Origin of the sequence: Rhizobium sp. BK112, assembly GCF_014193215.1 — a bacterium.
Taxonomy (GTDB): Bacteria; Pseudomonadota; Alphaproteobacteria; order Rhizobiales; family Rhizobiaceae; genus Rhizobium; species Rhizobium anhuiense.
The window spans coordinates 1-25,899 of the sequence record NZ_JACHYZ010000029.1 but is presented as its reverse complement, the minus strand read 5'-3'; the positions used below and the strand labels follow the sequence as shown (position 1 = coordinate 25,899).

At 61.5% G+C, this 25,899-nt stretch carries 21 protein-coding genes; 11 read left to right on the top strand and 10 right to left on the bottom strand.

The window, feature by feature from the left end; all coding sequences use genetic code 11:
* On the top strand, positions 1–359 hold a 359-nt coding region (locus tag FHT75_RS35155), incomplete at its 5' end, for an SDR family NAD(P)-dependent oxidoreductase (RefSeq protein ID WP_183845783.1).
* Between the two features lie 399 nt (positions 360–758).
* Here FHT75_RS35155 and FHT75_RS35150 read toward each other — a convergent pair.
* Entirely contained in the window at positions 759–2,165 is a 1,407-nt protein-coding gene (locus FHT75_RS35150; RefSeq protein ID WP_063474156.1) for an adenylate/guanylate cyclase domain-containing protein, read from the bottom strand.
* 123 nt (positions 2,166–2,288) lie between these two features.
* The gene (locus tag FHT75_RS35145) at positions 2,289–2,774 is read right to left on the bottom strand and encodes a MarR family winged helix-turn-helix transcriptional regulator (protein WP_063474157.1); all 486 of its coding nucleotides are present in this window, start codon (positions 2,772–2,774) and stop codon (positions 2,289–2,291) included.
* 201 nt (positions 2,775–2,975) lie between these two features.
* Here FHT75_RS35145 and FHT75_RS35140 point away from each other — a divergent pair, with 201 nt between their 5' ends.
* The 7 genes from FHT75_RS35140 (at position 2,976) to FHT75_RS35110 (ending at position 13,031) form a co-directional block, all read left to right on the top strand.
* Positions 2,976–4,562 carry an AMP-binding protein gene (locus tag FHT75_RS35140; RefSeq protein ID WP_063474158.1) on the top strand — a complete coding sequence of 529 codons (1,587 nt, stop codon included), beginning with the start codon at positions 2,976–2,978 and terminating at the stop codon, positions 4,560–4,562.
* A 40-nt stretch (positions 4,563–4,602) separates the two neighbouring features.
* A complete protein-coding gene (locus FHT75_RS35135; RefSeq protein WP_063474159.1) occupies positions 4,603–5,424 on the top strand; it encodes a p-hydroxycinnamoyl CoA hydratase/lyase in 822 nt (273 codons plus the stop codon).
* 31 nt (positions 5,425–5,455) lie between these two features.
* The gene (locus FHT75_RS35130) at positions 5,456–6,562 is read left to right on the top strand and encodes an NAD(P)-dependent alcohol dehydrogenase (protein ID WP_063474160.1); all 1,107 of its coding nucleotides are present in this window, start codon (positions 5,456–5,458) and stop codon (positions 6,560–6,562) included.
* Positions 6,563–6,583: 21 nt separating this feature from the next.
* The gene (locus tag FHT75_RS35125; RefSeq protein WP_063474161.1) at positions 6,584–8,023 is read left to right on the top strand and encodes a coniferyl aldehyde dehydrogenase; all 1,440 of its coding nucleotides are present in this window, start codon (positions 6,584–6,586) and stop codon (positions 8,021–8,023) included.
* Positions 8,024–8,445: 422 nt separating this feature from the next.
* A complete protein-coding gene (locus FHT75_RS35120; RefSeq protein ID WP_063474163.1) occupies positions 8,446–10,374 on the top strand; it encodes a diguanylate cyclase in 1,929 nt (642 codons plus the stop codon).
* An 81-nt stretch (positions 10,375–10,455) separates the two neighbouring features.
* Positions 10,456–12,750 carry an FdhF/YdeP family oxidoreductase gene (locus FHT75_RS35115; RefSeq protein ID WP_183845784.1) on the top strand — a complete coding sequence of 765 codons (2,295 nt, stop codon included), beginning with the start codon at positions 10,456–10,458 and terminating at the stop codon, positions 12,748–12,750.
* Entirely contained in the window at positions 12,747–13,031 is a 285-nt protein-coding gene (locus FHT75_RS35110) for a hypothetical protein (RefSeq protein ID WP_063474165.1), read from the top strand. The genes FHT75_RS35115 and FHT75_RS35110 overlap by 4 nt, the downstream gene beginning before the upstream one ends.
* A 51-nt stretch (positions 13,032–13,082) precedes the next feature.
* Here FHT75_RS35110 and FHT75_RS35105 read toward each other — a convergent pair whose 3' ends face one another.
* From FHT75_RS35105 to FHT75_RS35070, 8 genes are all read right to left on the bottom strand, one after another.
* A complete protein-coding gene (locus FHT75_RS35105) occupies positions 13,083–14,081 on the bottom strand; it encodes an AraC family transcriptional regulator (RefSeq protein ID WP_047616827.1) in 999 nt (332 codons plus the stop codon).
* Positions 14,082–15,191: 1,110 nt separating this feature from the next.
* Positions 15,192–16,196 carry an Ldh family oxidoreductase gene (locus tag FHT75_RS35100; RefSeq protein WP_063474166.1) on the bottom strand — a complete coding sequence of 335 codons (1,005 nt, stop codon included), beginning with the start codon at positions 16,194–16,196 and terminating at the stop codon, positions 15,192–15,194.
* Positions 16,196–18,181, bottom strand: coding sequence for an FAD-dependent oxidoreductase (locus FHT75_RS35095; RefSeq protein ID WP_097596425.1), 1,986 nt, complete (start codon positions 18,179–18,181; stop codon positions 16,196–16,198). The genes FHT75_RS35100 and FHT75_RS35095 overlap by 1 nt, the downstream gene beginning before the upstream one ends.
* 100 nt (positions 18,182–18,281) lie before the next feature.
* Positions 18,282–19,361 carry a glycine betaine/L-proline ABC transporter ATP-binding protein gene (locus FHT75_RS35090; RefSeq protein ID WP_047616821.1) on the bottom strand — a complete coding sequence of 360 codons (1,080 nt, stop codon included), beginning with the start codon at positions 19,359–19,361 and terminating at the stop codon, positions 18,282–18,284.
* On the bottom strand, positions 19,354–20,241 hold the full coding sequence (locus tag FHT75_RS35085) for an ABC transporter permease (RefSeq protein ID WP_047616819.1): 888 nt from the start codon (positions 20,239–20,241) through the stop codon (positions 19,354–19,356). Before FHT75_RS35085 ends, FHT75_RS35090 begins: the two co-directional genes overlap by 8 nt.
* Before the next feature lie 95 nt (positions 20,242–20,336).
* Positions 20,337–21,338: an ABC transporter substrate-binding protein gene (locus tag FHT75_RS35080; RefSeq protein ID WP_063474167.1), complete on the bottom strand. Its 1,002-nt coding sequence runs from the start codon at positions 21,336–21,338 to the stop codon at positions 20,337–20,339.
* A 67-nt stretch (positions 21,339–21,405) separates the two neighbouring features.
* Positions 21,406–22,200 (bottom strand): pyrroline-5-carboxylate reductase family protein, encoded by a 795-nt coding sequence (locus tag FHT75_RS35075; RefSeq protein WP_063474168.1) that lies wholly within the window; start codon positions 22,198–22,200, stop codon positions 21,406–21,408.
* An 11-nt stretch (positions 22,201–22,211) separates the two neighbouring features.
* Complete coding sequence (locus tag FHT75_RS35070; RefSeq protein ID WP_063474169.1) at positions 22,212–22,841, bottom strand: TetR/AcrR family transcriptional regulator; 630 nt, start codon at positions 22,839–22,841, stop codon at positions 22,212–22,214.
* Between the two features lie 147 nt (positions 22,842–22,988).
* Here FHT75_RS35070 and FHT75_RS35065 point away from each other — a divergent pair, with 147 nt between their 5' ends.
* The 3 genes from FHT75_RS35065 to FHT75_RS35055 form a co-directional block, all read left to right on the top strand.
* On the top strand, positions 22,989–25,025 hold the full coding sequence (locus FHT75_RS35065; RefSeq protein ID WP_063474170.1) for an NADH:flavin oxidoreductase: 2,037 nt from the start codon (positions 22,989–22,991) through the stop codon (positions 25,023–25,025).
* 47 nt (positions 25,026–25,072) lie between these two features.
* Entirely contained in the window at positions 25,073–25,675 is a 603-nt protein-coding gene (locus tag FHT75_RS35060) for a dimethylsulfoniopropionate lyase (RefSeq protein WP_048338176.1), read from the top strand.
* Positions 25,676–25,708: 33 nt separating this feature from the next.
* Positions 25,709–25,899, top strand: a 191-nt coding sequence (locus FHT75_RS35055; RefSeq protein ID WP_409527300.1) for an electron transfer flavoprotein subunit beta/FixA family protein, incomplete at its 3' end; no start/stop codon positions are given.

The following is a 25,899-nucleotide window of genomic DNA, read 5'->3' as shown; positions in this document are numbered from 1 at the left end:
TTAATATTCCAGTGGAGATGATTCACTACGGCGTTAGCAAGACCGCCGATATCGCGGTTGCCCGCGGGCTCGCCAAGCGCATGGCTGGTACGGGCATTACCGTCAACTCGGTCCTCCCCGGCCCAACACTGTCCGAAGGCGTTGAGGCGATGCTTGCCGAAGAGCGTGCGAAGACGGGCAAGTCGATCGAGGAGGTCGCTGCGGACTTCGTCAAGCAACATCGTGGAAGTTCGATTATCCAACGAGCTGCGAGCGTCGAGGAGATCGCCAACCTCGTAACCTACCTCGCCTCGCCTTTGGCATCCGCGACGACCGGGGCTTCCATGCGTGTGGACGGAGGACTGATCGACACGCTCTGAGGTGATCCCTCGCCTAGTGCAATTCCAGGAAAAGTGCGAAGCGGATTTCCCAGGCAAAGCGCGAAGCGGTTTTGCCGGGAGTTGCGCAAAAACAAAAGGATGGAGCGGTTCTGCGCTTCCGTTAAAAGCTGAACCGCTCTAGTCGTGATTGCCGGCTTGTGAAGTCGGGGTCGCTACCGTGAAAGAAGCGGCCTTGGCTTGTTGATAGGATGACCGCAGATAGTGTCCAGCAGTAGTGTCTAAACGAACGGAAGTCCCCTCTCGGGCAATGGTAAGTTCTGCCGCGACGACTGGTAAGAAGGCGCGAAGCTGCTGAACTTTGATTGCCCAATGAAAATCCGCTTCGGACCGTTAGCGGAGACCGCTCAACTTGGCCCGACCTCAAAGAGCAAACCCAGCTCACGACAGCGCAAAAATCCTCACCTCGCGCCCTATGCCCTGAAGCTCCGCCAGCCGGGAGACCGATGAGATGCCGCCGTCGCGCAGGATCTCCGAAACCTGGGCATCCCCGACGATTGCCTCCGTCGTCATGATCACATTGGGATCGGCAAGGCCCTGGACGCGGGAGGCGATATTGACGGTCTGGCCGAAATAGTCCTGCCGGTCGTTGAGGTTGACGGCGAGGCATGGTCCCTCGTGAATGCCGATCTTCAGCAGAAGATCGTCGCTGCCGTGTTCGGCATTCAGCCGCAGCATCGCCTCGCGCATCCTGAGTGCTGCCGCCACCGCGCGGTCCGGGCTGGGGAAGGTCGCCATCACGGCATCGCCGATGGTCTTGACCACGGCTCCGGCCTCTGTGGCGACGATCTCGTGAAGAACCCTGAAATGCGCGCGCACCAGATCGAAGGCGGCGAGATCTCCGACGCGCTCGTAGAGCGCGGTCGAGCCCCTCAAGTCGGTGAAGAGGAACGTCAGGCTGGTGATCTTCAGGCGCTGGTCGACGTCGAGCGTGTCGGTCCGATAGATGTCCCGGAAGCTCTGGTTCGTCAGCAGGCGTTTGGCTGTCAGGAAAGGCCGCCTGCGGCCCAGGAGGTCGTGCAGTTCGTCTCCGGCGATGCAGACATTCGGCACCACTCGGCGATCGGTGTGGTTCTCGAGGGTGAGCCGCAGCAGGCCGGGACGCAGGGTCAGCGTTTCGTTCAGCGCATGCGTCCGGCTGATGATCATCGACAGGGTTTGACGTTCGTCGGTGGGCTCGCCCTGCACGTCGATGAACTGCGCCGAGTGTGTGACCGCATCGAAGATGATGACGAACTGCGCCGGCAGTTGCAGCGAGACGAAAGCCTTCTCGCCCGGCGCCAACTCGATCATCTCCAGCTGGATGCGATCGAACTTCGCCTCTAAGTCCTGCGGCAGGTCGACGCCGGAGCTGAAGAAGATCTGGCGGTAGTATTCAAGCGGAGGCAGCCGATCGGGGTCGTGGGCGGCAATCCTGCGCACTCTTGGACTAACGGTGAAGGTTACCTCGACCATCTCGTCGAGGGTCGGTTCGTATCCGGCCGCGCAGAGCGCGCAATGATAGGTGTCCTGGACGACCCCCTTGAGGGTGGCGCCGCTGTCGAGGACGCCGCCACATCCCGGACAAAGGACATTCCAGGTCATTTCGAAGACGCCGATGCGGGCGGCATGCAGAAGCGCCGCAATGGTTTTCTCTTCATCGAGATGATGCTTGTCGGCAAAGGCGAGCGCATTGATGCGATTGAGATCGCGATCCGAGCCATGTTTGACGACGTTTTCGATGCACTCAACCGTCTGCGGGTCAGCCGCCTGTCGCAGGGTGGCAAAAAGCACGTCCATTTCACTCATGAGACAAGTCTCCGTGTGCAGAACCCACGGCGGACGACGCCAGGGCCGGGATCATAACACGGGACTTTCCCAAGCGAAATCTATCAGCTTGGATGCGGCTTACTTCCCAAGCGCGCGGGGATTTCAGTTCCCCTTGTATATCCGTTTCAGCGCCATCAGCAGCGCGTCCATTTCGTCGCGCGAAAACAGCTCAAGGAAACGCTGTTCGTGCTTGTCGATCAGCTCACGCGCCCGCGCGAGCACCGCGCGTCCCGCCTTCGTCAGATGCAATTCCTGGCGGCGGCGGTCGGCCGCGGAGGGGCGGCGTTCGATCAGGTCGCGGGCGGCCAGCCGGTTGACGAGGGCCATCATCGTCGCCCGGTCGGTGCCGAGCGTGTTGGCAAGGTCGATCTGCGAGGCGCCGGGATTGCCGGCGACGAGTTCCATCACGGCGAGCTGCTTCTGCGTCAGCGCCAGCTCCTCCATGGTTTCGGCAAAGTCGCGATAGATTGCGACATGCGCCATGCGCAGATGGAAGCCGAGCAGATCGCCAAGGCGGCCGACGTCGAGCGCCGGCGTCGCGGGGGCATCTTCGCCCTCGACATCGTCCTGCGGTGATTTTGTGCCCATGGTTCGCTCTCGCCTCGTTCGGGGTCATAACCATCAAAATCAGCGGGTTAGTCAATATCGGCATCGCGGATTTCCCCGCGTCCATTCGAACGGTCGGATTTGCCTTGAACAGCCTCTTGCATCTCAGCTGAAAAATATTAGTATGTGTTACATACAAATTTGATGCCGGCTGCAGAGGAGCGGCGGGCATGGGAGGAGAACATGGCGCATTCCTTTTCCGGGATGGTTTCGTCGGCAGATTGCGGACTGGTGACGGATGATCCGATCCTTTACCGCGCGCGCGTCGCACCGGACCGTCCGGCTCTGTTCGAGATCGCCACCGGCCGGCAGCTTACCTATGTCGGGCTCGATGCGCGGATCGCCCGCTGCGCCGGCTTGCTCAACGATATGCTCGGGGCGCGGCGGGATGGGGCGCGTGTCGCCATGCTGGCGCGCAATTCGGTGGATTCGATCGTGCTTGCCTTTGCCTGCCAGCGCGCCGGCGCCATCTACGTGCCGCTCAACTGGCGCCTCAACGCCGCGGAGTTGCGGCCGATCCTTGCCGATTGCACGCCGGCTCTGCTCGTTCACGACGAGGAGTTCGCGGCAACGGCGGTAAGCGTCGCGGGCGTCGATCCCGAAATGGCGCTGATATCGACGGCCGATGGCCCGGCCGGGCTCGCCGCGCGGATCGAGGCGAGCCGTCCGGCCGGCCCGGTGACTATCGATGCCGATGAACCTTGCGTGCTTCTCTACACATCGGGCACGACGGGGCAGCCGAAGGGCGTCGTCATCACCCGCCGCAACGCCTTTTTCGCCGCCATCAATTTTTCCATGGTCGGAGAGATCGGGCGAGGTTCCGTCGCATTGTGCGACCTGCCGTTCTTTCACACGATCGGGCTGATCGCGGTGGCGCGCACCACGTTGATGCTGGGCGGCACGCTTGTCATTTCCGACCGCTTCACGCCGGCGCGCACGCTTGCAGCCCTTGCCGACCGGCAGCGCGGCATCACCCATTATTTCGCCGTGCCGCAGATCGCGCTCGCCTTGCGCAACGACCCCGCCTATAGCGCCGCGGCGCTTTCCGGCCTGCATGCGCTCTTCGTCGGCGGCGCGCCGCTGACGCGGGCGCTGATCGAAAGCTATCTCGACGACGGCGTTGCGCTGGTCAACGGTTACGGCATGAGCGAGGCCGGAACGGTGCTGCATGTGCCGATCGACCGGCGCGCCGTGCAGGACAATCCCGGCAGCGTCGGTCTTCCCGCACCGTTGCTCGACATTCGCATCGTCGGCGAGGACGGCCGCGACGTTGACGAAGGCGAGATTGGCGAACTCTGGCTGCGCGGGCCGGCGGTAACGCCGGGTTACTGGAACAAGCCGCGGGAAACCGCGGCCGCTTTCACCGACGGCTGGTACCGCACCGGCGATCTCGGCCGGCGCGAAGCGAACGGCTTCTATCGCATCGTCGACCGGCTGAAGGATATGTATATCAGCGGCGGCGAGAATGTTTACCCCGCCGAGGTCGAAGCGGCGCTCGCAAGCCATCCCGATATTCTCGATGCCGCGGTCGTCGGCATTCCCGACCTCAGGTGGGGCGAATGCGGCGTCGCCTATATCGTGCTGCGGCCGGGTGCCGTGGCAACGGGTGATGAGATCGCCGGCCATTGCGCGGCAAGGCTTGCCGCCTTCAAGCGTCCGGCCCGCATCCTCTTCGTCGAGAGCATTCCCCGCACCGCCTCCGGCAAGGTGCAGAAACATGTTCTGCGCCAGTTCCATTCCGACGAAACCCTTCAACGACAGGCCTTGTGACGCGGCTTGCGCCTTCACGCCGAAACCAATGGAGTAAACCATGACTGAAATGAAATCGCCGGTTCTGGTCGAATTCGATAGTGGCATCGCTTTCGTGACCCTCAACCGTCCGGAAAAGCGCAATGCGATGAATCCGGCCCTGAATGTCCGGATGCTCGAGGTGCTCGACGAACTCGAGGGCGACGAGCGCTGCGGCGTCCTCGTCCTGCGCGGCGCCGGCGAATCCTGGTCGGCCGGCATGGATCTGAAGGAATATTTCCGCGACAATGACGGCAAGCCGCGTGACGCCACGCTGAAGGCGCGGCGCCAGTCCGGCAACTGGTGGAGCCGGCTGATGTATTTCGAAAAGCCGACCATCGCCATGGTCAACGGCTGGTGCTTCGGCGGCGCCTTCACGCCGCTGGTGTCTTGCGATCTCGCCATCGCCGCCGAGGAGGCGAAATTCGGCCTCTCCGAGATCAACTGGGGCATTTTGCCGGGCGGCAACGTCACCCGTGCTGTCGCCGAAGTGATGCGCCATCGCGACGCGCTCTACTACATCATGACCGGCGAACTGTTCGATGGGCGCAAGGCCGCGGAAATGGGTCTCGTCAACGAGGCGGTGCCTTTGGCCGAGCTTGAAACCCGGGTCCGCAAGATCTGCGCCAGCCTGCTCGAAAAGAACCCGGTGACGCTGAAGGCCGCCAAGGACACCTACAAGCGGGTGCGCAACCTGCCATGGGATCTCGCCGACGATTACATCTACGCCAAGCTGGAGCAGATGCTGTTTCTCGACAAGACCAAGGGGCGCGACGAGGGGCTGAAACAGTTCCTCGACGACAAGACCTATCAGCCGGGGCTCGGCGCTTACAAGCGCGGCTGAGGGCGCAGATTGATCTCGGGAGGAGGATAGAATGAAAATCCATGCCGCGGTGGCGCGTGCGCCGCATATGCCGTTTTCGCTGGAAAGGCTCGATCTGGAGGAGCCGCGCGAGGGCGAGATCCTGGTTCGCGTCGTGGCGACAGGGGTCTGCCACACCGATATCGTCATGCGTGACCAGCACCTGCCGGTGCCGCAGCCGGTCGTGCTCGGCCACGAGGGCGCCGGCATCGTCGAGCGGGTCGGGCCGGGTGTCGCCAAGGTCAAGCCCGGCGATCATGTGGTCATGACCTTCAACTCCTGTGGCCATTGCCCGAGCTGCAATGATCACGAGGAAACCTATTGCCACGAATTCTTCCCGCGCAATTTCTTCGGTGCGCGTGCCGATGGTTCGAGCGGGCTCTCATGCGAGGGGGAGCGGGTTCACGGCAATATTTTCGGGCAATCCTCCTTTGCCAGCCATGCGCTGTGCCATGAACGCAATATCGTGAAAGTGCCTGGAGATGCCGATCTGGCGCTGCTCGGGCCGCTCGCCTGCGGCATCCAGACCGGCGCCGGCGCGGTCATGAACGCGCTCAAGGTCGAACCGGGAAAAGTGCTCGCGGTTTTCGGCATGGGCTCTGTCGGTCTTGCCGCGGTGATGGCGGCGCGGGTCGTCGGCGCTTCGCGGATCATCGCCGTCGACGTCAACGAGACGCGGCTGGCGCTTGCGGCGGAACTCGGCGCCACCGATATCGTCAACGGCAAGACAAGCGACGCGGTTGCCGCGATCATGGCGCTGACCGGCGCCGGCGTTGATTATGCGATCGATGCCTCCGGCGTGCCCGCCGTCATCGACCAGTGTGTGCGGGTGCTGGCGCCGCGCGGCACCTGCGGCATCGTCGGGGCCTCGCCGCACGGCGCGACGCTGACGCTCGACCTTACGCATATCCTCTCCGGCGGACGACGGGTCCGCGGCATCGTCGAGGGCGATTCCAATCCGGACGTGCTGATCCCGCTATTGATCGACCTGCATCGGCAGGGGCGCTTCCCCTTCGACAGGCTCGTCACCTTCTATGATTTCGCCGACATCAACCAGGCGGTGGAGGATTCGGAAAAGGGCATCGTGCTGAAACCGATCGTACGCCAGCCGGCCGTCTGACACCGTTCAAGGGAGGAAACAATGAACACCGTCACCCCGATCGCCACCGATACCAGTGCCGATGCCATGAAGGCGCTGCTGGACCGGCAAAAGACGTCTTTCCTGAGGGAAGGGCCGCCAAGCATCGAGACCCGCATCGATCGCATCGACCGCGTCATCGCCCTTCTGGTCGATCATAAGGATGCGATCGCCGCGGCCCTCTCGGACGATTTCGGCAGCCGCAGCGTCGAGGCGAGCCTGCTTCTCGACGTCTTCACCTGCGTCGGTTCGCTCAAATATGCCAAGGCCCATCTTGCCGAATGGCTGAAGCCGGAAGAGCACGAGGCACTGTTTCCGGATGCGGTCGCTGAAGTGGTCTATCAGCCGAAGGGGGTTGTCGGAATCCTGAGCCCCTGGAATTTCCCCTATCAGCTCGCCCTTGCGCCGCTTGCCGGCATTCTCGCCGCCGGCAACCGCGCCATGATCAAGCCCTCGGAGGTGACGCCGGCTTCATCAGCCTTGATGGCGAAGCTCATCGCCGGCGCCTTCGACGAAACGGAAATCTCAGTCGTTCAGGGCGGACCCGCGACGGGCACTGCCTTCACGTCACTGGCCTTCGACCACCTGATCTTCACTGGCGGGACCGCGATCGCCCATCATGTCATGCGCGCGGCGGCGGAAAACCTGACGCCGCTGACGCTAGAACTCGGCGGCAAGTCGCCCGTCATCGTCGGCCGCTCGGCCGATCTCGCCGACGCGGCGCGCCGCGTCATGACGGTCAAGACGCTGAATGCCGGCCAGATCTGCCTTGCGCCCGATCATGTCTATGTGCCCGAGGAAAGCGTCGAAGCCTTTGCCGGACACGCGGTCGCGGCGGTTGGCGCGATGTATCCGGCGTTGAAGGAAAATCCCGATTACACCTCGATCGTCAATGCCCGCCATCACGCCCGCGTCCAGGGCCTGATCGACGATGCCAGGGCCAAGGGCGCTGGGATCGTCGAGATCAACCCGGCGGCGGAGAATTTCTCCCAGCAATCGGCCCATCGCATACCCCCGACCCTGATCCTCGACCCGACGGAAGACATGCGCGTGCTGCAGGAGGAAATCTTCGGACCGGTGCTGCCCGTCATTGCCTATCGCGATATCGCCGACGTCATCGATCGTATCAATGCCAGGCCGCGCCCCCTCGCTCTCTACTATTTCAGCCAGGATCGGCAGGAGGAACGCCGTGTCCTCGACAATACGACTTCAGGCGGGGTGACGGTCAACGACTGCATGAGCCACGTCACGGCGGAAGGCCTGCCTTTCGGCGGCGTCGGCCATTCGGGCATGGGAGCCTATCACGGCAAATTCGGCTTCCTCACTTTCTCGCATCCGCGCGCCGTCTATCACCAGAGCAAGATGGTGGAAGCGGAATACATGATGCGGCCGCCCTATGGCGAGGCGATGCGTGGCTTTTTGGCTGCGGCGATCTGCAAGTAGTGAAAGAGCCGGGATCGTGACCGCGGGTGCGTTATGAACAGCAGCGGCGCGATCTCTCTCGTAGCTTCACGAGCGCTTTGGTGCGCAACACGATAGTCCAAATGCGCATGCTTATCCGGATAGCGCAACTATTGCGCTATCCGGATAGATGTCCCGAGGCCCAGGATGCAGTTGTTAAGCATGCCTTATCGCATCGGGCGCTATCCGTTGAACTGCAGCGCATTGCGGACATGATGTCTCCTGCCGTCTTCGGGCATGACCTTTCAATCCGGTTCAGCGTCTTTCTCATGTCGTCAAATCTGGCAGCAAGGCCCTGCGCATACTTCACCGTCTCCAGCACTCGCTTCGGCCCGGAGACGCATCTGCAAATGAAATAGCCTGATGGGTCTCCGATTTAACTAAGCTCAAACCAGTGTTGCCCTATGATCAGTTCGGTACATGTATTGGAAGGTGGATCCAACGCAGTGAGTGGCATCTGGACGCAATTCGGTGGCAACCTTTCTTTCGTGTGCCTGGCCATTTCGCTCTGGGCGCATTTTTCGATCCAGTTTCAGCGCAGTTCGGCCAGGCAGGAGAAAATCGCCTTCGGAATCGTAGCCGGCGCGGCCTCGATCGGATCGATATTGCTGGCCGTCGAATTCAATCCCGGCCTCTATATCGACTTGCGCTTCTCGCCGCTTGCTTTGGCGGGCATGTTCGGCGGGCCGATCGCGGCGGCTTTTGCGGCGTCGCTGGCGATGGCCTTTCGCTTCTGGGTCGGCGGCACGGCAATGATCGACGGTCTCGTCGCGATTGCTGTCGCGACCGGCATCGGCCTGATTGGCAATTTCTGGATCCGCAAGAGATCTCCCCGGCTCATGGACGTTGGCCTGCTGGGCCTCGCGCTCGGCGCCTCTCTTGTCGTGTTGATGGCGACGCTTCCCACCCTGGTGCACGCCCGTGTGCTGGCCATGATCGGTCTGCCCATGACCGTATTGAACTGCCTGGCGACTGCGCTGTGTGGTTTCATTCTGTTGAAGACCCAACAATGGGCGCTGGAGCGAAGCATATTGGTGACCGCATTTTCGCAGTCGCCCGACTATCTCTACGTGAAGGATCGAAACAGCCGGTTCATCACCGTCAACGAAAATATGATCCGCCTTTATCGTTTCAAGACGACGGCGGAGATGACCGGATTGTCAGATTTTAATCTCCTGTCGCGCCCGCTCGCTGAAGAATTGTATTATCTCGAACAGCAGCTTATGGACACCGGGGTGCCTCTGATCGACTCTACCGAGCATATCGAAGGCAGATCCCTGCTCGCCTCCAAGGTGCCGCTGCGCGATAGGCAGGGGCGGGTGATCGGCCTTGCGGGCGTAACACGTGACATTACGGAGCGTACCGTCCTGGAGCGGGAATTGCGCGAAAGCAAGAACCTGCTGTCGCATGCGATGGCCGGCATGTCCGACGGTATCGCCATGTACGACAGCAAGGGTTTCCTTGTTTTCTGCAACGAGCAGTATCGCACCGCCTTTCCGCTATCCGGGGATGCGCGCGTGGTTGGCGCCCATATCAGCGACATTCTCCGCCGCGTCGCCGAAACAAACGAGCGCACCGGTATTCCGGACAATGACCTCGAAGAATGGATCAAGGTCGCCAGTGCTGCGCTGCACAGCAACAAGGACGAAGAGGTCCAGCTTTATAACGGCGACTGGCGCAGCATCCGGACAAGGCTTGCCGAAGACGGCACGGCGATGGCCGTCGTCTCGGACGTCACCGCGACGAAGCAGGCGGAAATCGCGCTCAGGCTGTCGGCGGAGCAACTGAAGTCCCTTGCCGAGACCGACGGGCTCACCGGCATCGTCAATCGTCGGGCCTTCGACGAAGCTTTCGCACGCGAGACCACCGGCAGCGCCAGGAAGAACACGCCGTTCAGCCTGCTGATGGTCGATATCGACCGCTTCAAGGCCTATAACGACACCTACGGTCATCCCGCCGGAGACCAATGCCTGCGTGTCGTCAGCAAGTGCCTTCGCCAGTCCGTCAGCCGGCCGGCAGACATCGTCGCACGTTACGGCGGAGAGGAATTCGTGGTTCTGCTTCCGGCGACCAGTGCGAAAGGGGCAATGATCGTTGCCGAGCAATTCGCACGTCTCCTAAACCAGGAGAATATCGTTCATTCCGGCAGCGAATTCGGACGAGTGACCGCCAGTATCGGCATATCCTGCGCGACCGGCGCCACCTTGAGGGTCAACCCGAACCGTCTCCTGACGGAGGCCGATGCGGCGCTCTACGACGCCAAGACGCAAGGCCGCAATCGCATCCTGGCACATTCGCCCGACGAACGGCATGCCATGAAGGACGTTGGTTGATTGAATCCTTGATAGGTTTTTCCTATCGATCCATCGCTCCTGCGGCCTTGATGTTTTCCTCGCTTCGACAATACAGGGCGCATGGACAAAAAATTCATTGGCAAGAAATCGGCGGCAGCCGGCGGCTGGGGCGCGTTGAAGAGCTGCGGGAAGCAGTTGCTTCAAAGCGGCATGCCGATTTCCGGGGCGCGGACGATGCTGAAGGCGAACCAGCCGGATGGGTTCGATTGCCCGGGTTGCGCCTGGGGCGATCCGGAACACGGATCGTCGTTCGAGTTCTGCGAAAACGGTGTGAAGGCCGTCGCCTGGGAGGCGACGGAGAAGCGGGCAACGCCCGCTTTCTTCGCTGACAATACGGTATCGCAGCTTCGCCGGCTGACGGATTATGAGCTGGAACTCAACGGCCGCCTGACGCATCCGATGCGCTACGATGCGGCGAGCGACCGTTATCTGCCGGTCGCGTGGGGGGATGCCTTCGCCGAAATCGGAGCCATTCTTAAGGGTCTCGATCATCCCAACCGGGCGGAATTCTATACGTCCGGCCGGGCGAGCAACGAGGCGGCCTTCCTCTACCAGCTCTTCGTGCGCGTCTATGGCACGAACAATTTTCCCGACTGCTCCAACATGTGCCACGAGGCAAGCGGCATCGCCATGCGCCAGGCGGTCGGTGTGGGCAAGGGCACGGTGCTTCTGGAGGATTTCGAAGAGGCCGATGCGATCTTCGTGATCGGACAGAACCCGGGCACCAACCATCCCCGCATGCTCGGCGACTTGCGCCGGGCGGCGATCCGCGGCGCGCGCATCGTCGTCTTCAATCCGATCCGCGAACGCGGCCTGGAGCGCTTCTCCGATCCTCAGGACAAGATCGAGATGCTGCGCGGCGGTTCGACCGACATCGCCAGCCTTTATCTCCAGCCGCAACTCGGCGGCGACATGGCCGCGGTGCGCGGGATGGCGAAGGCCGTGCTGGCTGCGGAAGAGGCAGCGGTCGCCGCCGGTCTGCCCTCCGTTCTCGACCATGCATTTCTCGCCGAACACTGCGCGGGTTTTGCGGAATATCGGGCAGCGGTCGAGGCAACGAGTTGGGCTGAGATCGAGGATCAATCGGGACTGAGCCGGCAGGAGATCGAACGGGCGGCCGATGTCTATATCAACGCCGAGAAGGTCATCTGCACCTGGGCGATGGGCGTGACCCAGCATCTGCATTCGGTCGCGACGATCCGCGAGATCGCCAATTTCATGTTCCTGCGCGGCAATATCGGCCGGCCGGGTGCCGGCCTTTGCCCGGTTCGCGGGCATTCCAACGTGCAGGGCGACCGCACCGTCGGCATCAACGAAAAGCCGTCGGACGATTTCCTCGATGCGCTGGAGAAACACTTCCGCTTCGCCGTTCCCCGCGAACATGGCCACAATGTCCTTGCCGCCATCGGCGCGATGCTCGACAGCTCGGCCGAGGCCTTCATCGGGCTTGGCGGCAATTTCGCCCGCGCCACTCCCGACGGCGCCCTTGTCGAAAAGGCGCTGCGGCGGCTGAAGCTGACGGTGCACATCGCCACCAAACCCAATCATTCGCATCTCATGCCCGGTGAGGCCGCCTTCATCCTGCCGTGCCTCGGGCGCACCGAGATGGATATGAACGCGGCGGGCAACTCCCAGCTCGTCAGCGTCGAGGATTCGATGAGCATGGTGCACGGTTCCGCCGGCATCAATCGCCCTGCCTCACCGCATCTCCTCTCGGAAGTCGCCATCATTGCCGGCATTGCGCAAGCGACGGTCGGCGCCGCCGTGGTCGACTGGACAGAGCTCGCCGGCGACCACGACCGCATTCGCGATCATATCGCGGCGACTATCCCGGGCTTCGAAAATTACAATGCGCGCCTGCGCAAGCCGCGCGGTTTCCACCTGCGCAACACGGCCGCCCATCGGGAGTGGGATACGCCGGCAGGCAAGGCGTCATTCTCTGCCGAGCCGCTTCCGGAAGAGACGGTGCATCAGCGGGCGCGAAAGGGTGAGGGGCGTTTCGCCCTGCAGACCTTCCGGTCGCACGATCAATACAATACGACGGTCTATGGCCTCGATGACCGATATCGCGGCGTTTACGGGGAGCGGCAGGTCATCTTCATTCACCCGGCGGATCTGCAGGCGATGCATGCCGAGGCCGGCGACCGGGTCGACGTGGTCGGCGAGCATGAGGACGGTATCGAGCGCATCGCTGAGAATTTCCGCTTTGTGCCCTATGACATCCCCCGGGGAAGCATAGCGGGTTATTACCCCGAACTGAACGTGCTCGTGCCGCTTGGCAGCGCCGGCAGGGAAAGCGATACGCCCACTTCGAAATCGATCATGGTGTCCTTCCGCCGGCGAAAAGCCGCGTGAGCGTAGAGGCAGCCGAGGTCGATCGCTTTCTTGCCCTCGTCGCGGCGGCGCAAGGCAGAGATGCCCAATTGACGTCGATACAAGCCGGCCTGCTCGTCGCCGCGGAGCTGGGGATTGCGCGTGACAGCCGCACCTTTGCGCGCATGCTGGGGATAGCGCATTCTCTCGTGCTGAGGGAACTCAACGCCCTGGCGGAACGCGAGGGCGTGCTGCAGATCGTCAAGCGCGATCCAAGGACGATGAGAGTGCATTACACATTGCCGCCGAGGGACGAGGCGTAGCCCCTTGCGTCGGCCGCGGGCTGCCCGCTTACTCGCCGCAAGCCGAGGCCATCATCGCCGGATCACGCGCTTCCTGGTGTCGGAAGGGTATTCTCCGTAGGTGTTTTTATAGACCGCGGAAAACCGGCCGAAATGAAAGAAGCCCCATTTGAGACAGATGGCCTTCATGGTGTCCTTGCTCTCGGGATCGAGCAGATCCTGGCGCGCCGCACGCAGACGAAGGGTCAAGAGGTAGGCGGCGGGAGAGGTTCCCCTGAAGGCACGAAAACCGGTTTCGAGCGCCCGGCTGGATACGCCGGCCGCTTCGGCGACCTTCGGCATGGTGATCGGCTGATCGATATTGGCGTGCATGAATTCAATCGCCCGGCGGACATGCCGGGGAGCGATCAGGGCCGGGCCATTCTCCAGGAAATGCGACAGCCGGTGCGGCACCAGGCGCACGACCAGATCGGCCAGCGCCTGCGTCATATGCGCCATGGCGATCGGCGACTGCAGCAAGGGACCATCGTCGCGCATGCCCGCGATGATCGTTTCCGTGAGATTGCTGATCAACCGGCCTTCCGGCTTGGACAGATCCAGTTCGGGCAGCAGGTCGAGAGAGCCGCTGAACGGCATCTCGAAAGTCTGGCCGATCGTCTGGAGGATGAGCGGCCAGTTGATCAGCAACTCGTCGATGACGTTCGATCGCCCATGCATGATGACGCTGTTGGGCTCGAAATTATTGTAAAGAAGCAATTTTCCTTGCCCGGCCTCGGCGACGCGCGACCCATAGGTGACCCCCATGCCGCCGCTGCGCGGCACGACGATCGACAGATATTCGGCCGTATCGACGGTCGGCTCGATATTGAACTGAAATTCCGCCTCATGATAACCGGTGAGCAGGACGGCACTGTCACATGCCGAGAAATCCAATCCCCAATGGAAGTCCTGGCTGCGGCCGACAGGCTCGGCATCAAATGCGCCAAAGGCGCCGCCCAGCGTTTCGACCATGTTGTCGAAGGACGAACCGCTAAATCGAAATGAGAATGGGGCAGTGCTATTTTCCGTCATGCCGCTCCTATCGTTTCAATGGGGCTGTGTTGACTTGTCCTTCTCCGTCGCTCGCCGATGCCGGCGCAATCCATGATAGCGCTGACATATTGATGCGCGTACCTCCAATCGCTTCGCCTGATACCATCGACCATCCTCCTCCGCTTCGTCAGGGCCTGTGGACGTGATTGATTGCTGAGGCGTGGCTATATATTAGCCGATCGGAGCATGCAGCGCAGCAGGTCTCAGCGGAGCAGGGGAATCTGCACGTGGTGTCGGCATCGGGATCGGTGGTTTGCGTAAGCCGATGCAGACGAAACGCGGGCGTGACAAGCGTCAATAAAACCAACCCGTTAAATGCATTGCCAAGAGTTCCCATCGCATCCGTTTTTCGCAGCCTGACGGCAGGAACTGGCAGAACTCGGAACAGTTGGCAAGCCATCGGGCTGATGATGAAACGATTACGCAGAAGGGTAAATTTATCGCCTGTATCCGCCAGGCCACTATACAGCGCATCGCGCCAATGCGAATTCATGCGACGCGTTTTAGGATTTTGATTCAAAGTGATAGAGCGGCCTTGGCACGTCCGAGAAAAACGCGGCCGCGCTCGGCGGGCTCAAATGCAGCGGGTCTTGCCGAGAGGAGCGATATCTGAAGCTTATCGAGTGGGCCCCCGATTTCGCAAGTCGCGCAGTCGCCTGCCGAAGGTTCTATAGTGGACCGCTTAAAGAGGGCCTTCGGCAGGCTGACAGGCATGCAGGCATACGCACGGGATGCAGTGCGTATGTATGATCCCTTCCATCCTTTTGGGGGTGATGGATGAACGGGTTTGGTTTTAGGACCGCAAACCATCATGGCATTGGTCGGGATTGATCTTACTGTTCCTCAGCTATGGAGCAATTGTCCGGTCCCGATATTGTCGGCCGAGCGGCTTTTCGTGACGCAGTCTGGACTGATCTTGCGCAAAATGTATATGAAGCCGCTCCCCTGAAGCCGTCTGTTCTGCGCAATGCGCTGCGCAAAGTGGATAGAGATCTTTAGTTTCTCAATTAGCCGAACGAGGACATTGTCGCCATGGTTGCGCACTGGTCCGCAGTGCGCGCGCTTCTTCGGCTTGGTAATGATTTGCTTTCACTGAAGGCACAAGCGGCGGATCGTTTCGAGCACCGCTGCGTCGACTTCGAGGCTATCGGTTTCCGCGGTACATGCGGACATCGCTCTGTCGCCGGGGATGCGAACTCCCTTGGCGCGCAGCCGCTCCAATTGGGCCGTGGCTCGCGCCTGAAAATCCGGATCTACTGCTGCGGGAAAGAGCGCGATCACGGTCATTCCGGCATTGACCGGATGCTCGCCCGAGAGAAAGTGGCCTGCATCGAGCGACCATGCGGCCCCGGAAAGACCCGCGGAAAGCATCTCGACGACAAGGGCGATATTGGCGCCCTTGTAGCCGCCGAAGGGCAGGAGCGCGCCGAGCATCGCCTTGACCGGATCAGTGGTGATTGCGCCGGTCTCATCGATGGCGATGCCGTGAGCGATCGGCGACTGCGCCTTGGCCGCCTCGGCAAGGGTGACGAAGGCCGTAGCGCTCGTCGCCTGGTCGATGACGAGAGGCGGCAAAGGGGCCGGCATGGGCGCGCCGAAGGCCAGCGGATTTGTGCAGTAAACGCGCTCACCGCCCTCGGCGGCGGCCATCAATGGTGGGCCGTTGGCAGCGGCGATGGAGATCAATCCGTCCTGAGCCAGGCGCCTGATGTAATATCCCAGTTCCCCGGCGGTATAGCTGTTTTTCTGCGTGAAGACTGAAATGCCGAAGGTTTTCACGCGTTTCGTGAAGTCGTCGTAAATGAGGTCAAAGCCGAGCTGCGCTATGCCGCCATCCGCATCGGCCTGGATCAGGGCCGGCAGCACATGGTTGAAGCCGGGCTTGGCGTCTCCGTTGATCCGCCCCTCGCGCAGGCTGGCGAGATAATCGACGAAATGCGGAAAACCCAGCTCGGGGCGCCCGAAACGGGCAGCCGACAGCGTTGCATCGACGAGCGCCTTCGCCATGGCCTGGCTGGCACCGCAGGCGAGGCAGGCTTCGAGCGCCAGTTGGCGGAGCTCGTCGATCGGCATTCTGATCCTCTGCCCGGTCATCACAGCTCCAATGCGGCTCGCCTGCCCTCATAGAAGGCATAGGGCGCCTGGCGCGGGGCGGCGCAGTCTCCGATCTCCACGATATGGCGACCGCTCGAGCGCAGTTCTTCGCCGAGCCAGTTGGCGGCTGCATTGGTTGTGGCGAGCACCAGGCTGTCGCCTTCCTCGAAGAAATGCTCGCCGGTATTGTGATCCAGCAGGGTGACGCCGTTGCCGTGCCACGCCAGCACGCTGACCTCCAGACGCCATTGGACACCCAGCCTCTTCAAGGTCCGACGCAGCGGTACGTCGGCGGTGGTGCGCTGAAGTTCCTTGCCGATGAAGGGGTCGGGCGAGAGCATGGTCACCAGGTGCCCATCTTCGGCGAGCTTCCAGGCGGTTCCGCAGCCGCGCCAGCCGCCACCCTCGTCGAGCAGCAGGACCCTTTTGCCCGGCCTTGCCTGCCGCGCCATGACAGCCTCGATCGTGAAGACGTTTCCCCTTTCGATGCCGGGCAGCGTCTCGACCGAAGGCAGAGCCTTCTGGAAGCCGGTGTCGGGAGAATAGGAACCTGTCGCCAGGATGACGGCATCCGCGCCGATCGCTTCGACATCCGATGCCTCGACATAAGAGTTGAGCCGGATCTCGACACCGAGTTTCGTCAGCTGCCGCTCGTACCAGCCGATGAGGTCGAGGATCTGCGCGCGGCGAGGCTGCAGTCCGGCCAGCAGGAAATTGCCGCCGAGCCGGCTGGAGGCTTCCGCGAGGATGACCCGGTGGCCTCTCTCCGCGGCTGCGCGGGCGGCTTCCAGACCGGCAGGCCCGCCGCCGACGACCAGCACCGTTCTCGGCTGGCCGGCCGGGCTGAAGCGGTCGCCGCCCCATTGGTATTCCCGTCCGGCCGACGGGTTGATGAGGCAGCTTATCCAATAATCACGCGAGCGCCGGCCCCAGCACATCTGGTTGCACGAAATGCAGCCGCGAACATCGTCGGGGCGGTCTTCGCCGGCTTTTCGGGCGAGATGGGGATCAGCGATCTGGCCGCGGACGATCGAGACGAGGTCCGCCGCTCTTTCTCCCAGAACGGTTTCGGCATTCTCCGGCGTTCTGATGTGGCTTTCGGCGATGACGAGCGCATGCTTGACGGACCGCCTGATCGTCGCAGCGAGATCGGCGCCGAGCTTCTCCGGGTAAAGGAATGTCGGCATCAGCTTGTGGAAGTCGAGATAGCCGCCCGAGCCGCAGGTGACGTAATCGACGAGGCCGAGATCGTCATGGAGGGCGACGATCTCGGCAAGCTCGTCCCGCGTCAGCGCGACGCTATGATCGGGCTCATCGCTGATCGCAAGCCCGATGATGAAATCCTGACCGCAGACCGCCCGGATGCGGCTCGTGATCTCGCGCGAGAAACGTGTCCTATTTTCGAGCGAACCGCCCCATTGATCCTCTCGCCGGTTCGACCAGGGCGTCCAGAACTGCTCGATGAGGCCGAGATAGGCCGCCCAGACCTCCACGCCATCGAAACCGGCCTCATGACAGCGGCGCGCCGCCTGCACGAATCCGTCGATGGTTTCTGAGATTTCCGCCTCGCTCATGGCATGCGAGCCGTCGCTGTCGTGATAACTGGGCAGACCGGACGGCGACCAATGCGGGTGGTATGAATTATCGGAATCTCCATGCGCGCCAACATGGTAGAGCTGCTGGATCGCGACCGCGCCGTTTTCCCTGATCGCCGTCGTGACCTTCCTGAAATGAGGGACGACACTATCGTCGCCGGGAAGAAAATTCCCGCGCGTCAACACGGCGGCGGGATGGACCGGCATCGGTTCGACCACGATCATTCCGGCGCCGCCGATCGCACGCTCGGCATAATAGGCAACATGCCGGTCGCCGGGCACGCCGTTGTTCGCCATGTTTGCCGTATGCGCGCCGAAGACGATCCTGTTGCGCAAAATGTGTCCGCGCAGACTGACGGGCGAAAACAGACGCGGGAAGAGTTTCGACATGGTGATCCCCAAGCGTCAGGCGGCCGACTTTCCATTTCCTGCGATGGCGTGCCCGATATCGGTATCGCCAACGAAACGGAGAGACGGCCGCATTTGAGCTTCAGAGTGCGACCGAGAGGGCGCTATCGCGTCGGGGAGCCACCTCCTGCGAGTTCACCATCGCGCCTGCGAGCTGGCGGAAGGTGACGAGACCCAATGCTTCGCCTGATGGTGAAATCACCCTGGCATCGTCGTCCGGCGCCGATGCCAGGATCCGGACGGCCTCTTCGACTGTCGTGCCTGACGCAATCGTCAATCCGCCGGGTACTGCGCCGGAATGCAGGGGGGTCATGACGGCTTCGACATGGATGACGCGGCCGCGATTAACCTCCTTGACGAAGTTGGCGATGTAATCGTCCGCCGGACGCAGGACGATGTCCTGGCTGGTGCCCTGCTGGATGACTTCGCCGTCGCGCAGGATCGCAATCTGGTCGCCCAGGCGAAGGGCTTCATCGAGATCGTGGGTGATGAAGACGATGGTTTTCTTGATCTCCCTCTGAATGTCGAGAAGGACCGTCTGCATATCCGTGCGGATCAAGGGATCGAGCGCCGAATAGGCTTCGTCCATCAAAAGGACCGGCGCATCGTTGGAAAGGGCGCGCGCCAGGCCGACACGCTGTTGCATGCCGCCGGAGAGCTGGTTGGGATATTTCTGCTCGAAGCCCTTGAGACCGACCCGCTCCAGCCAGCGCATGGCGACGTCGACGGCTTTCGAACGCTCCATGCCCTGCACTTCGAGGCCGAAGATGGTATTGTCGAGAACATTCCGGTGCGGCAGAAGCGCGAACTTCTGAAACACCATGGCCGTCTGGTGCCGGCGAAACGCCCGCAATTCGGTCTCGTTCATTTTCACGACATCGACGCCGTCGACAAGCACTTCGCCGGCGGTTGGATCGATCAGACGATTGATGTGGCGGATAAGGGTCGATTTGCCCGAACCCGAAAGGCCCATGATGACCTGGATGCGGCCCGAAGGTATCTCGATATTGATATTGCTCAAGCCCAGCACGTGGCCATGCTTTTGGTTGAGCTCGGTCTTCGACAATCCTTTTTGGACGGCATCGACGTAAGCGGCAGGATTGGGACCGAAGATCTTGTAGAGATGGCGGATCTTGATGCCGCCGAAACGTTGATCAGCCATGGACGATCTCCCGATGCTTCTGGAGCCTCTTGCCATATGCCTGGCTGACCCGGTCGAAGATGATGGCGATGCCGACGATGGCAAGGCCGTTGAAAATGCCCAGAGTGAAGTACTGGTTGGCGATCGCCTTCAGAACCGGCTGGCCAAGACCCTGGACACCGATCATCGAGGCGACGACGACCATGGCGAGCGCCATCATGATGGTCTGGTTGATGCCGGCCATGATGGTGGGAAGCGCCAGCGGCAACTGGACCTTGAACAGTTTCTGCGAGCTCGATGTCCCGAAGGCGTCGGCCGCCTCCAGCACGTCCTTGTCGACCAGGCGGATACCGAGGTCGGTCAGCCTGATCATCGGCGGGATGGCGTAGATGACGACGGCGATCAGTCCCGGCACCTTGCCGATGCCGAGCAGCATGACGACAGGGATCAGGTAGACGAAGCTCGGCATGGTCTGCATGACGTCGAGGATCGGGTTGATGACGCGCTGCAGCCGGTCGGAACGCGCCATCAGGATCCCCATCGGGATGCCGATGGCGATCGAGAGCACGGTACAGACGAAGATCATCGAGACCGTCCGCATCGTATCGTCCCACATGTCGAAATAGCCGATCAGCAGCAGTGTCACGAGACAGCCGAAGACGATCTTCAGGCTGCGGCTCGCAAACCATGCGATCACAAGGATGATGGATGTGATGATCGGCCACGGCGTCTGCGTCATGAAGCGGTCGGCGGCGATGAGAAAATGCTGCAGCGGGGAGAAGAGGCTTTCGATCGCGTCGCCATAGCTGCGAGTAAAGGCGCGAAAGCCGTCATCGATCGCCTTCTTCAGATTGCGAAGGGCATCATCATCCATATGCGGGAATTTATAAAACCATTCCATTCGGTTCCCCTTTTTCTTCAAAGAGCCGCGGCAGTCTTTTTGATTTTATCGGCAGCGAGAGGCGGTGCGCTTTGAGCGCACCGCAATAGTCGGCGTTAAAGCGCAGCTTCGATCTTCGCGGCTGCCTCAGGCGAGACCCACTTTGTCCAGAGGTCCTTGTTTTCCTTCAGGAAGTGCTTTGCGCCATCTTCGCCGGTTGCCTGGTTGTCGGTCATCCACGCCATCAGCTTGTTGACCGTGTCATTGCTCCAGGAGCGCTTCGTCAGATAGTCCATGACCTCAGGCCCGACCTTTTCCGAGAAGGGCTTGGCAACCAAGGTCACGACGTGATCGACCGGCCATGCGTTCGGCTTCGGATCGGGGCAATCGGCGACGGTGATGCAGCGCTTCCATTCGGCTGCATCCTGCGGCACACCGGCTTCGAGCTTGACCATCTGATACTTGCCGAGCAGCGCGGTCGGCGCCCAGTAATAGCCGGCCCAGCCTTCCTTGCGTTCGTAAGCCTTGGCGATAGAACCATCGAGGCCGGCGGCTGAGCCGGTATCGACGAGGGTGAAGCCGGCCTTCTCGGCTTCGAAGGCCTTGTAGAGCTGCGTGGTCACGACGGTGCCGCCCCAGCCCTGCGGCCCGTTGTAGATGGCGCCCTTCTTCGGATCTTCCGGATCGGGGAAGAGTTCCGGATGCTTCAGCACGTCGCCGATGGTCTTGATATCGGGATGGGCATCGGCAACATATTTGGGAATCCACCAGCCCTGTACGCCGCCATCGGGCAGCGGAGAGCCGACCTGGACGATCCGGCCTTCATCCGTTCCCTTCTTGACGACATCGGGAAGCAGGTCGATCCAGGCTTCCGGCGCGATATCGGGCTGGCCCTTTTCGGCCATGGAGGTGATCGTCGGGACGGTGTCGCCGACGGTGATGTCGGCCTCGCAGCCATAACCTTCGTTCAGGATGAACTTGTCGAGGTTAGAGAGAACCTCTGCACTCTGCCAGTTCATGCTGGCGATGGTCACACTGCCGCATTCGGCGGCGCTGGCGAAAGACGCCCCGCCGATCAGGCCGAATGTCAGGCATGTCGATGCAAGTAGTTTTTTCATTTCGTTCCCTCTGCTTAGCGGCCGATTTTGACGAGCGGGGCGCCGCAGGAACCCGCTCCAACGGTTGTCAGGAAGCGTCTCCCATACTCACCGATTTCTTGAATGCCGCCGACAGTCCCTTGGCGACGGAAGCGTTGAACCCGGCAGCGCGCATGCCTTCGATGGCTGCTGCGGTGGTGCCGCGATAGGCGAGAAAGGTTTGAACGACGTCGTCAGGACATTCGTCACGGCGCTCCAGCAGGCGGCCGGCGCCTGTCATCACCGTGTTGACGGCCCGCTGCGCAATCTCCGCCGGCAGGCCATGGGCGACGGCGTCGCTCATCATGGCGGCTGCGAGCAGCGCCGGGAATGCCGGTCCGGATCCGGAAAGGCCGGTGAGATAGTCGATGTCGCTTTCCCTTCCGACCTCGTCCTCAGATCCGCATGCCTGGAAAATGGCGCGGACGACTGCTCGATCGTCTTCCGTGACGTCGCTTGTGCCAGTCCAGGGCGTATAGGATCTGGTTACTTCGGCAGCGGCATTCGGCAGAGCGCGGACGACGCGAGCGGTGTTGTGGCGTTCCGAAAGTGCGCCCAAGCGGATGCCCGCCATGACAGAGATGACGAGCCTGCCGCCGGCATCGAACTCCAGGGCCTGCCAGTCGGCCGGACGAACGGAGAGAAGGATCACATCCGAGCGGTCGGCAAGCTCCTGATTGTCGGTGGTCAGGAAAGAATTCGGGAAACGGCGCGGCGGCTCGCTGCGATAGGAGAGGGAGAGATTTCGAGGACCGACCAGGCCGGCATCGAGGATCGAGCCGGCGATTGCTCCGCCAAGCCATCCGCCGCCGCCAATGATACCGATCCTCAAGGAAACGCTCATCTCGGCCTTCCCTAACCGGGCCTATGGCCATGCCGGGAGAAGAAGCGATCGAGCTCCCTCTGCTGCGGCACTTCGCCGGTGTAGATCGCAATATACTCTGGAATCCGTTTCATGCGGACGGCGAGTTCCTCCCTGGACTGCATGGAGATATAGCCGATCTGAACGAGGTAAGTTGTTCGCGCTCTGACATCTGATGTCGTTTCTGGTAGTCCGAACCGGATGAACATGCGCTTGAGCGCTTCCAGGCGAAGCTGATCGGCTTGCCGGACTTCGGCGAGAATCTCGTCGGACTGCAGCGCCCAGCTGCGCACGGCGAATTCAAACCTGGCGTCGAACAGATCATTGTTGAGCCAGCAATCGAAGACGTTGAGCATCGCCTCGGCAAGCGATTCCGCGTAAGCTTCCGACTGCTTGACGATGTTGCCGGTGTTTTTATCGCGCCAGCGCGCCACAAGCGCGGCCAACAGCTCCTCCCGATCCTTGAAGAACCAGTAGAAGCTCGTGCGAGAGAGATTGAGCTTCTTCGCCAGCGGCAGAATCTTCACCGAATCCACCCCGGAATCCAGCAGGGAGTGATACGCTGCTTCCAGCCATCCCTCCTGTGATCCGCGCCAGCCAGTGTCGTTCAAAGCCTGATCCATGGGGTGTTTCCTATCAAATTATCAAACCACGCACAAGAAAAATGTACATCAGTGTCGAAAATAACGACCCGTTTGTTTTCCTCGTTGACACTTATGTACATTATGCTTAGCGTCTCCTCTGACGTTTTTAATCCGGAACCACGGCCCATGTCGAATGACCCCCTTCTTCAGCCCTATCAGCTCAAGCATTTGAAGCTGCGCAACCGTCTCATCGTGACCTCCCACGAGCCTGCCTATCCGGAAGACGGCATGCCGAAGGAGAGGTATCGCGCCTATACGGTGGAGCGGGCAAAGGGCGGCGTGGCGCTGACGATGACCGCAGGCTCGGCCGCGGTGTCCAGGGACAGTCCGCCGGTTTTCAACAACCTGCTCGCCTATAAGGACGAGATCGTCCCGTGGATCAGGGAAATGACCGACGCTGTGCATGAAGAGGGGGCGGCGATCATGATCCAGCTCACCCATCTCGGCCGGCGCACGCGCTGGGACAAGGGCGACTGGCTGCCGGTCGTGGCGCCGTCGCATCATCGCGAGGCATCCCACCGCGCCTTCCCGAAGAAGATGGAAGATTGGGACATCGAGCGCATCATCAAGGATTTCGCCGATGCTGCGGAGCGCATGAAGGCGGGCGGCATGGACGGTGTCGAGCTGGAGGCCTACGGCCATCTGATCGACCAGTTCGCGTCGCCGCTGACCAACGAACTCGATGGTGCCTATGGCGGCTCTCTCGAAAACCGCATGCGCTTCTGTCTCGATGTGTTCAAGGCGATCCGGCAAAGGGTGGGTGACGACTTCATCCTCGGCGTTCGTTATACCGCCGACGAATGTCTTCCCGGCGGTACCGGCAAGGCCGAAGGCATGGAGATTTCCAAGCGGCTCCGCGATAGCGGCCTCATCGACTATCTGAACGTCATTCGGGGCCACATCGATACCGATGCGGGTTTGACGGATGTCATTCCGATCCAGGGCATGGCAAACTCTCCGCACCTGGATTTTGCCGGTGAAATCCGGGCCGCGACCAATTTTCCGACGTTCCACGCTGCCAAGATACCGGACGTCGCGACCGCGCGTCACGCGATCGCGGCCGGGAAAGTCGACATGATCGGCATGACCCGCGCCCACATGACCGATCCGCACATCGTCCGCAAGATCATCGAAAAACGGGAAGAGGATATCCGCCCCTGCGTCGGCGCCAATTACTGTCTCGATCGCATCTACCAGGGCGGCGCCGCCTTCTGCATCCACAATGCCGCCACCGGCCGCGAACTGACGATGCCGCATATCGTGGCGAAGGCCGACGCCAGGAAAAAAGTCGTCATCGTCGGCGCCGGCCCGGCCGGTCTGGAAGCGGCGCGCGTCGCCGGGGAACGCGGCCATCAGGTCGTCGTTTTCGAGGCGGCGAACAATCCCGGCGGTCAGATCCGGCTCACCGCCCAGAGTGAGCGCCGCAGGGAGATGATCAGCATCATCGACTGGCGCATGAGCCAGTGCGAGAAATACGACGTCACCTTCCACTTCAACACCTGGGCGGAAGCCGACACCATCGAGGCCGAAAATCCCGATGTCGTCATCATTGCGACCGGCGGCCTGCCGCATACCGAGGTTCTCACGAGCGGCAACGAGCTGGTGGTCTCTTCGTGGGACATCATTTCCGGCGACGTGAAGCCTGGAACCAACGTGCTGATCTTCGACGATGCCGGCGACCATGCCGGCCTGCAGGCGGCGGAGTTCATCGCCAAGGCAGGCGCCAAGGTCGAGATCATGACGCCGGACCGGTCCTTCGCGCCTGAGGTCATGGCCATGAACCTGGTGCCCTATATGCGTTCTCTTCAGAAGCACGACGTGACCTTCACCGTCACCTACCGTCTGGAAGCCGTCGAGAAGAGCGGCAACCAGCTGGTCGCTCATATCGGCAGCGATTACGGCGGGATTGCCAGGCAGCACAGCTTCGACCAGATCGTCGTCAATCATGGGACCATCCCGCTCGATGAGCTCTATTTCGAACTGAAACCCAATTCGAGCAATCTCGGTGAGATGTCGCACGACCAGCTTCTGTCTGGAGAACCCCAGTCCATCGTCCGCAATCCCGACGGCAGGTTCCAGCTGTTCCGGATCGGCGATGCCGTGGCCGCACGCAACACGCATGCCGCCGTCTATGACGGACTGCGCATCGCAAAAGATATCTGATCGCAAGATCAGCCGCCTGTCGGCGGGTCGTTTCGGGAGGTGATGACATGAGTTTGCGCAATGAAAGCCTCCAGATTTTCGTGGATGCGGCTTTCGTGGCTTTCGACCAATTTGCCAGGGCGCCGGAAGCCCGTCGCTCGATTCGTCAGATTTCTACGGCGCTGGAATGCCCGGGAGATGCACGCGCAGGGGAAGGAAGTCGATTGCCCGTGTGTGCGCTCCTTGATGTGGCGCTCTCGATCGATCCGTCCTATCCTTCGCTGGCGCGTTTGATCGAGGGGTTCAAAGGCATCGAGCCAATGCTTGAATGGCGTCGGCGCACCAAGTATGACCACACGGCCAGCGACAATTTTGTCGATGGCCATGCCAATGCGATGATCATCGGCCCGGGAGGATTGGAGGAGCGGAGCGACCTGTGGATCGGCGTGACGTTGATGGCGCCTCACATGCGCTACCCCGATCACGACCATGCACCGGAGGAAGTCTACCTCGTGCTTTCCGAGGGAGAATTCCAGCAGGGGGAAGGGGACTGGTTTTCGCCTGGTATCGGCGGATCCTTCTACAATCTCCCTGGCATCAAACATGCCATGAGGTCGCTCGACACGCCGCTCTTCGCCTTCTGGGCATTGCTTGCCGAACGGCCGCACTGACGGCCGGTAGTCTAGAAATAAAGGGGGTCACCCATGAAGATACTCGTGCCCGTCAAACGGGTTGTCGACTACAACGTGAAGATCCGGGTTCGTCCGGATGGCACGGGTGTCGAGCTTGCCAATGTGAAAATGTCGATGAACCCGTTCGACGAGATCTCGGTGGAAGAGGCGCTGCGGCTGAAGGAAGCCGGCAAGGCCGAAGAGGTGGTCGTGGTGTCGATCGG

What these genes read in the sequence shown, in the direction of transcription:
- FHT75_RS35150 (WP_063474156.1), bottom strand. Translation starts at nt 2,165, where the DNA reads ATGAGTGAAATGGACGTGCTTTTTGCCACCCTGCGACAGGCGGCTGAC.
- FHT75_RS35145 (WP_063474157.1), bottom strand. Translation starts at nt 2,774, where the DNA reads ATGGGCACAAAATCACCGCAGGACGATGTCGAGGGCGAAGATGCCCCC.
- FHT75_RS35140 (WP_063474158.1), top strand. Translation starts at nt 2,976, where the DNA reads ATGGCGCATTCCTTTTCCGGGATGGTTTCGTCGGCAGATTGCGGACTG.
- FHT75_RS35135 (WP_063474159.1), top strand. Translation starts at nt 4,603, where the DNA reads ATGACTGAAATGAAATCGCCGGTTCTGGTCGAATTCGATAGTGGCATC.
- FHT75_RS35130 (WP_063474160.1), top strand. Translation starts at nt 5,456, where the DNA reads ATGAAAATCCATGCCGCGGTGGCGCGTGCGCCGCATATGCCGTTTTCG.
- FHT75_RS35125 (WP_063474161.1), top strand. Translation starts at nt 6,584, where the DNA reads ATGAACACCGTCACCCCGATCGCCACCGATACCAGTGCCGATGCCATG.
- FHT75_RS35120 (WP_063474163.1), top strand. Translation starts at nt 8,446, where the DNA reads ATGATCAGTTCGGTACATGTATTGGAAGGTGGATCCAACGCAGTGAGT.
- FHT75_RS35115 (WP_183845784.1), top strand. Translation starts at nt 10,456, where the DNA reads ATGGACAAAAAATTCATTGGCAAGAAATCGGCGGCAGCCGGCGGCTGG.
- FHT75_RS35105 (WP_047616827.1), bottom strand. Translation starts at nt 14,081, where the DNA reads ATGACGGAAAATAGCACTGCCCCATTCTCATTTCGATTTAGCGGTTCG.
- FHT75_RS35100 (WP_063474166.1), bottom strand. Translation starts at nt 16,196, where the DNA reads ATGACCGGGCAGAGGATCAGAATGCCGATCGACGAGCTCCGCCAACTG.
- FHT75_RS35095 (WP_097596425.1), bottom strand. Translation starts at nt 18,181, where the DNA reads ATGTCGAAACTCTTCCCGCGTCTGTTTTCGCCCGTCAGTCTGCGCGGA.
- FHT75_RS35090 (WP_047616821.1), bottom strand. Translation starts at nt 19,361, where the DNA reads ATGGCTGATCAACGTTTCGGCGGCATCAAGATCCGCCATCTCTACAAG.
- FHT75_RS35085 (WP_047616819.1), bottom strand. Translation starts at nt 20,241, where the DNA reads ATGGAATGGTTTTATAAATTCCCGCATATGGATGATGATGCCCTTCGC.
- FHT75_RS35080 (WP_063474167.1), bottom strand. Translation starts at nt 21,338, where the DNA reads ATGAAAAAACTACTTGCATCGACATGCCTGACATTCGGCCTGATCGGC.
- FHT75_RS35075 (WP_063474168.1), bottom strand. Translation starts at nt 22,200, where the DNA reads ATGAGCGTTTCCTTGAGGATCGGTATCATTGGCGGCGGCGGATGGCTT.
- FHT75_RS35070 (WP_063474169.1), bottom strand. Translation starts at nt 22,841, where the DNA reads ATGGATCAGGCTTTGAACGACACTGGCTGGCGCGGATCACAGGAGGGA.
- FHT75_RS35065 (WP_063474170.1), top strand. Translation starts at nt 22,989, where the DNA reads ATGTCGAATGACCCCCTTCTTCAGCCCTATCAGCTCAAGCATTTGAAG.
- FHT75_RS35060 (WP_048338176.1), top strand. Translation starts at nt 25,073, where the DNA reads ATGAGTTTGCGCAATGAAAGCCTCCAGATTTTCGTGGATGCGGCTTTC.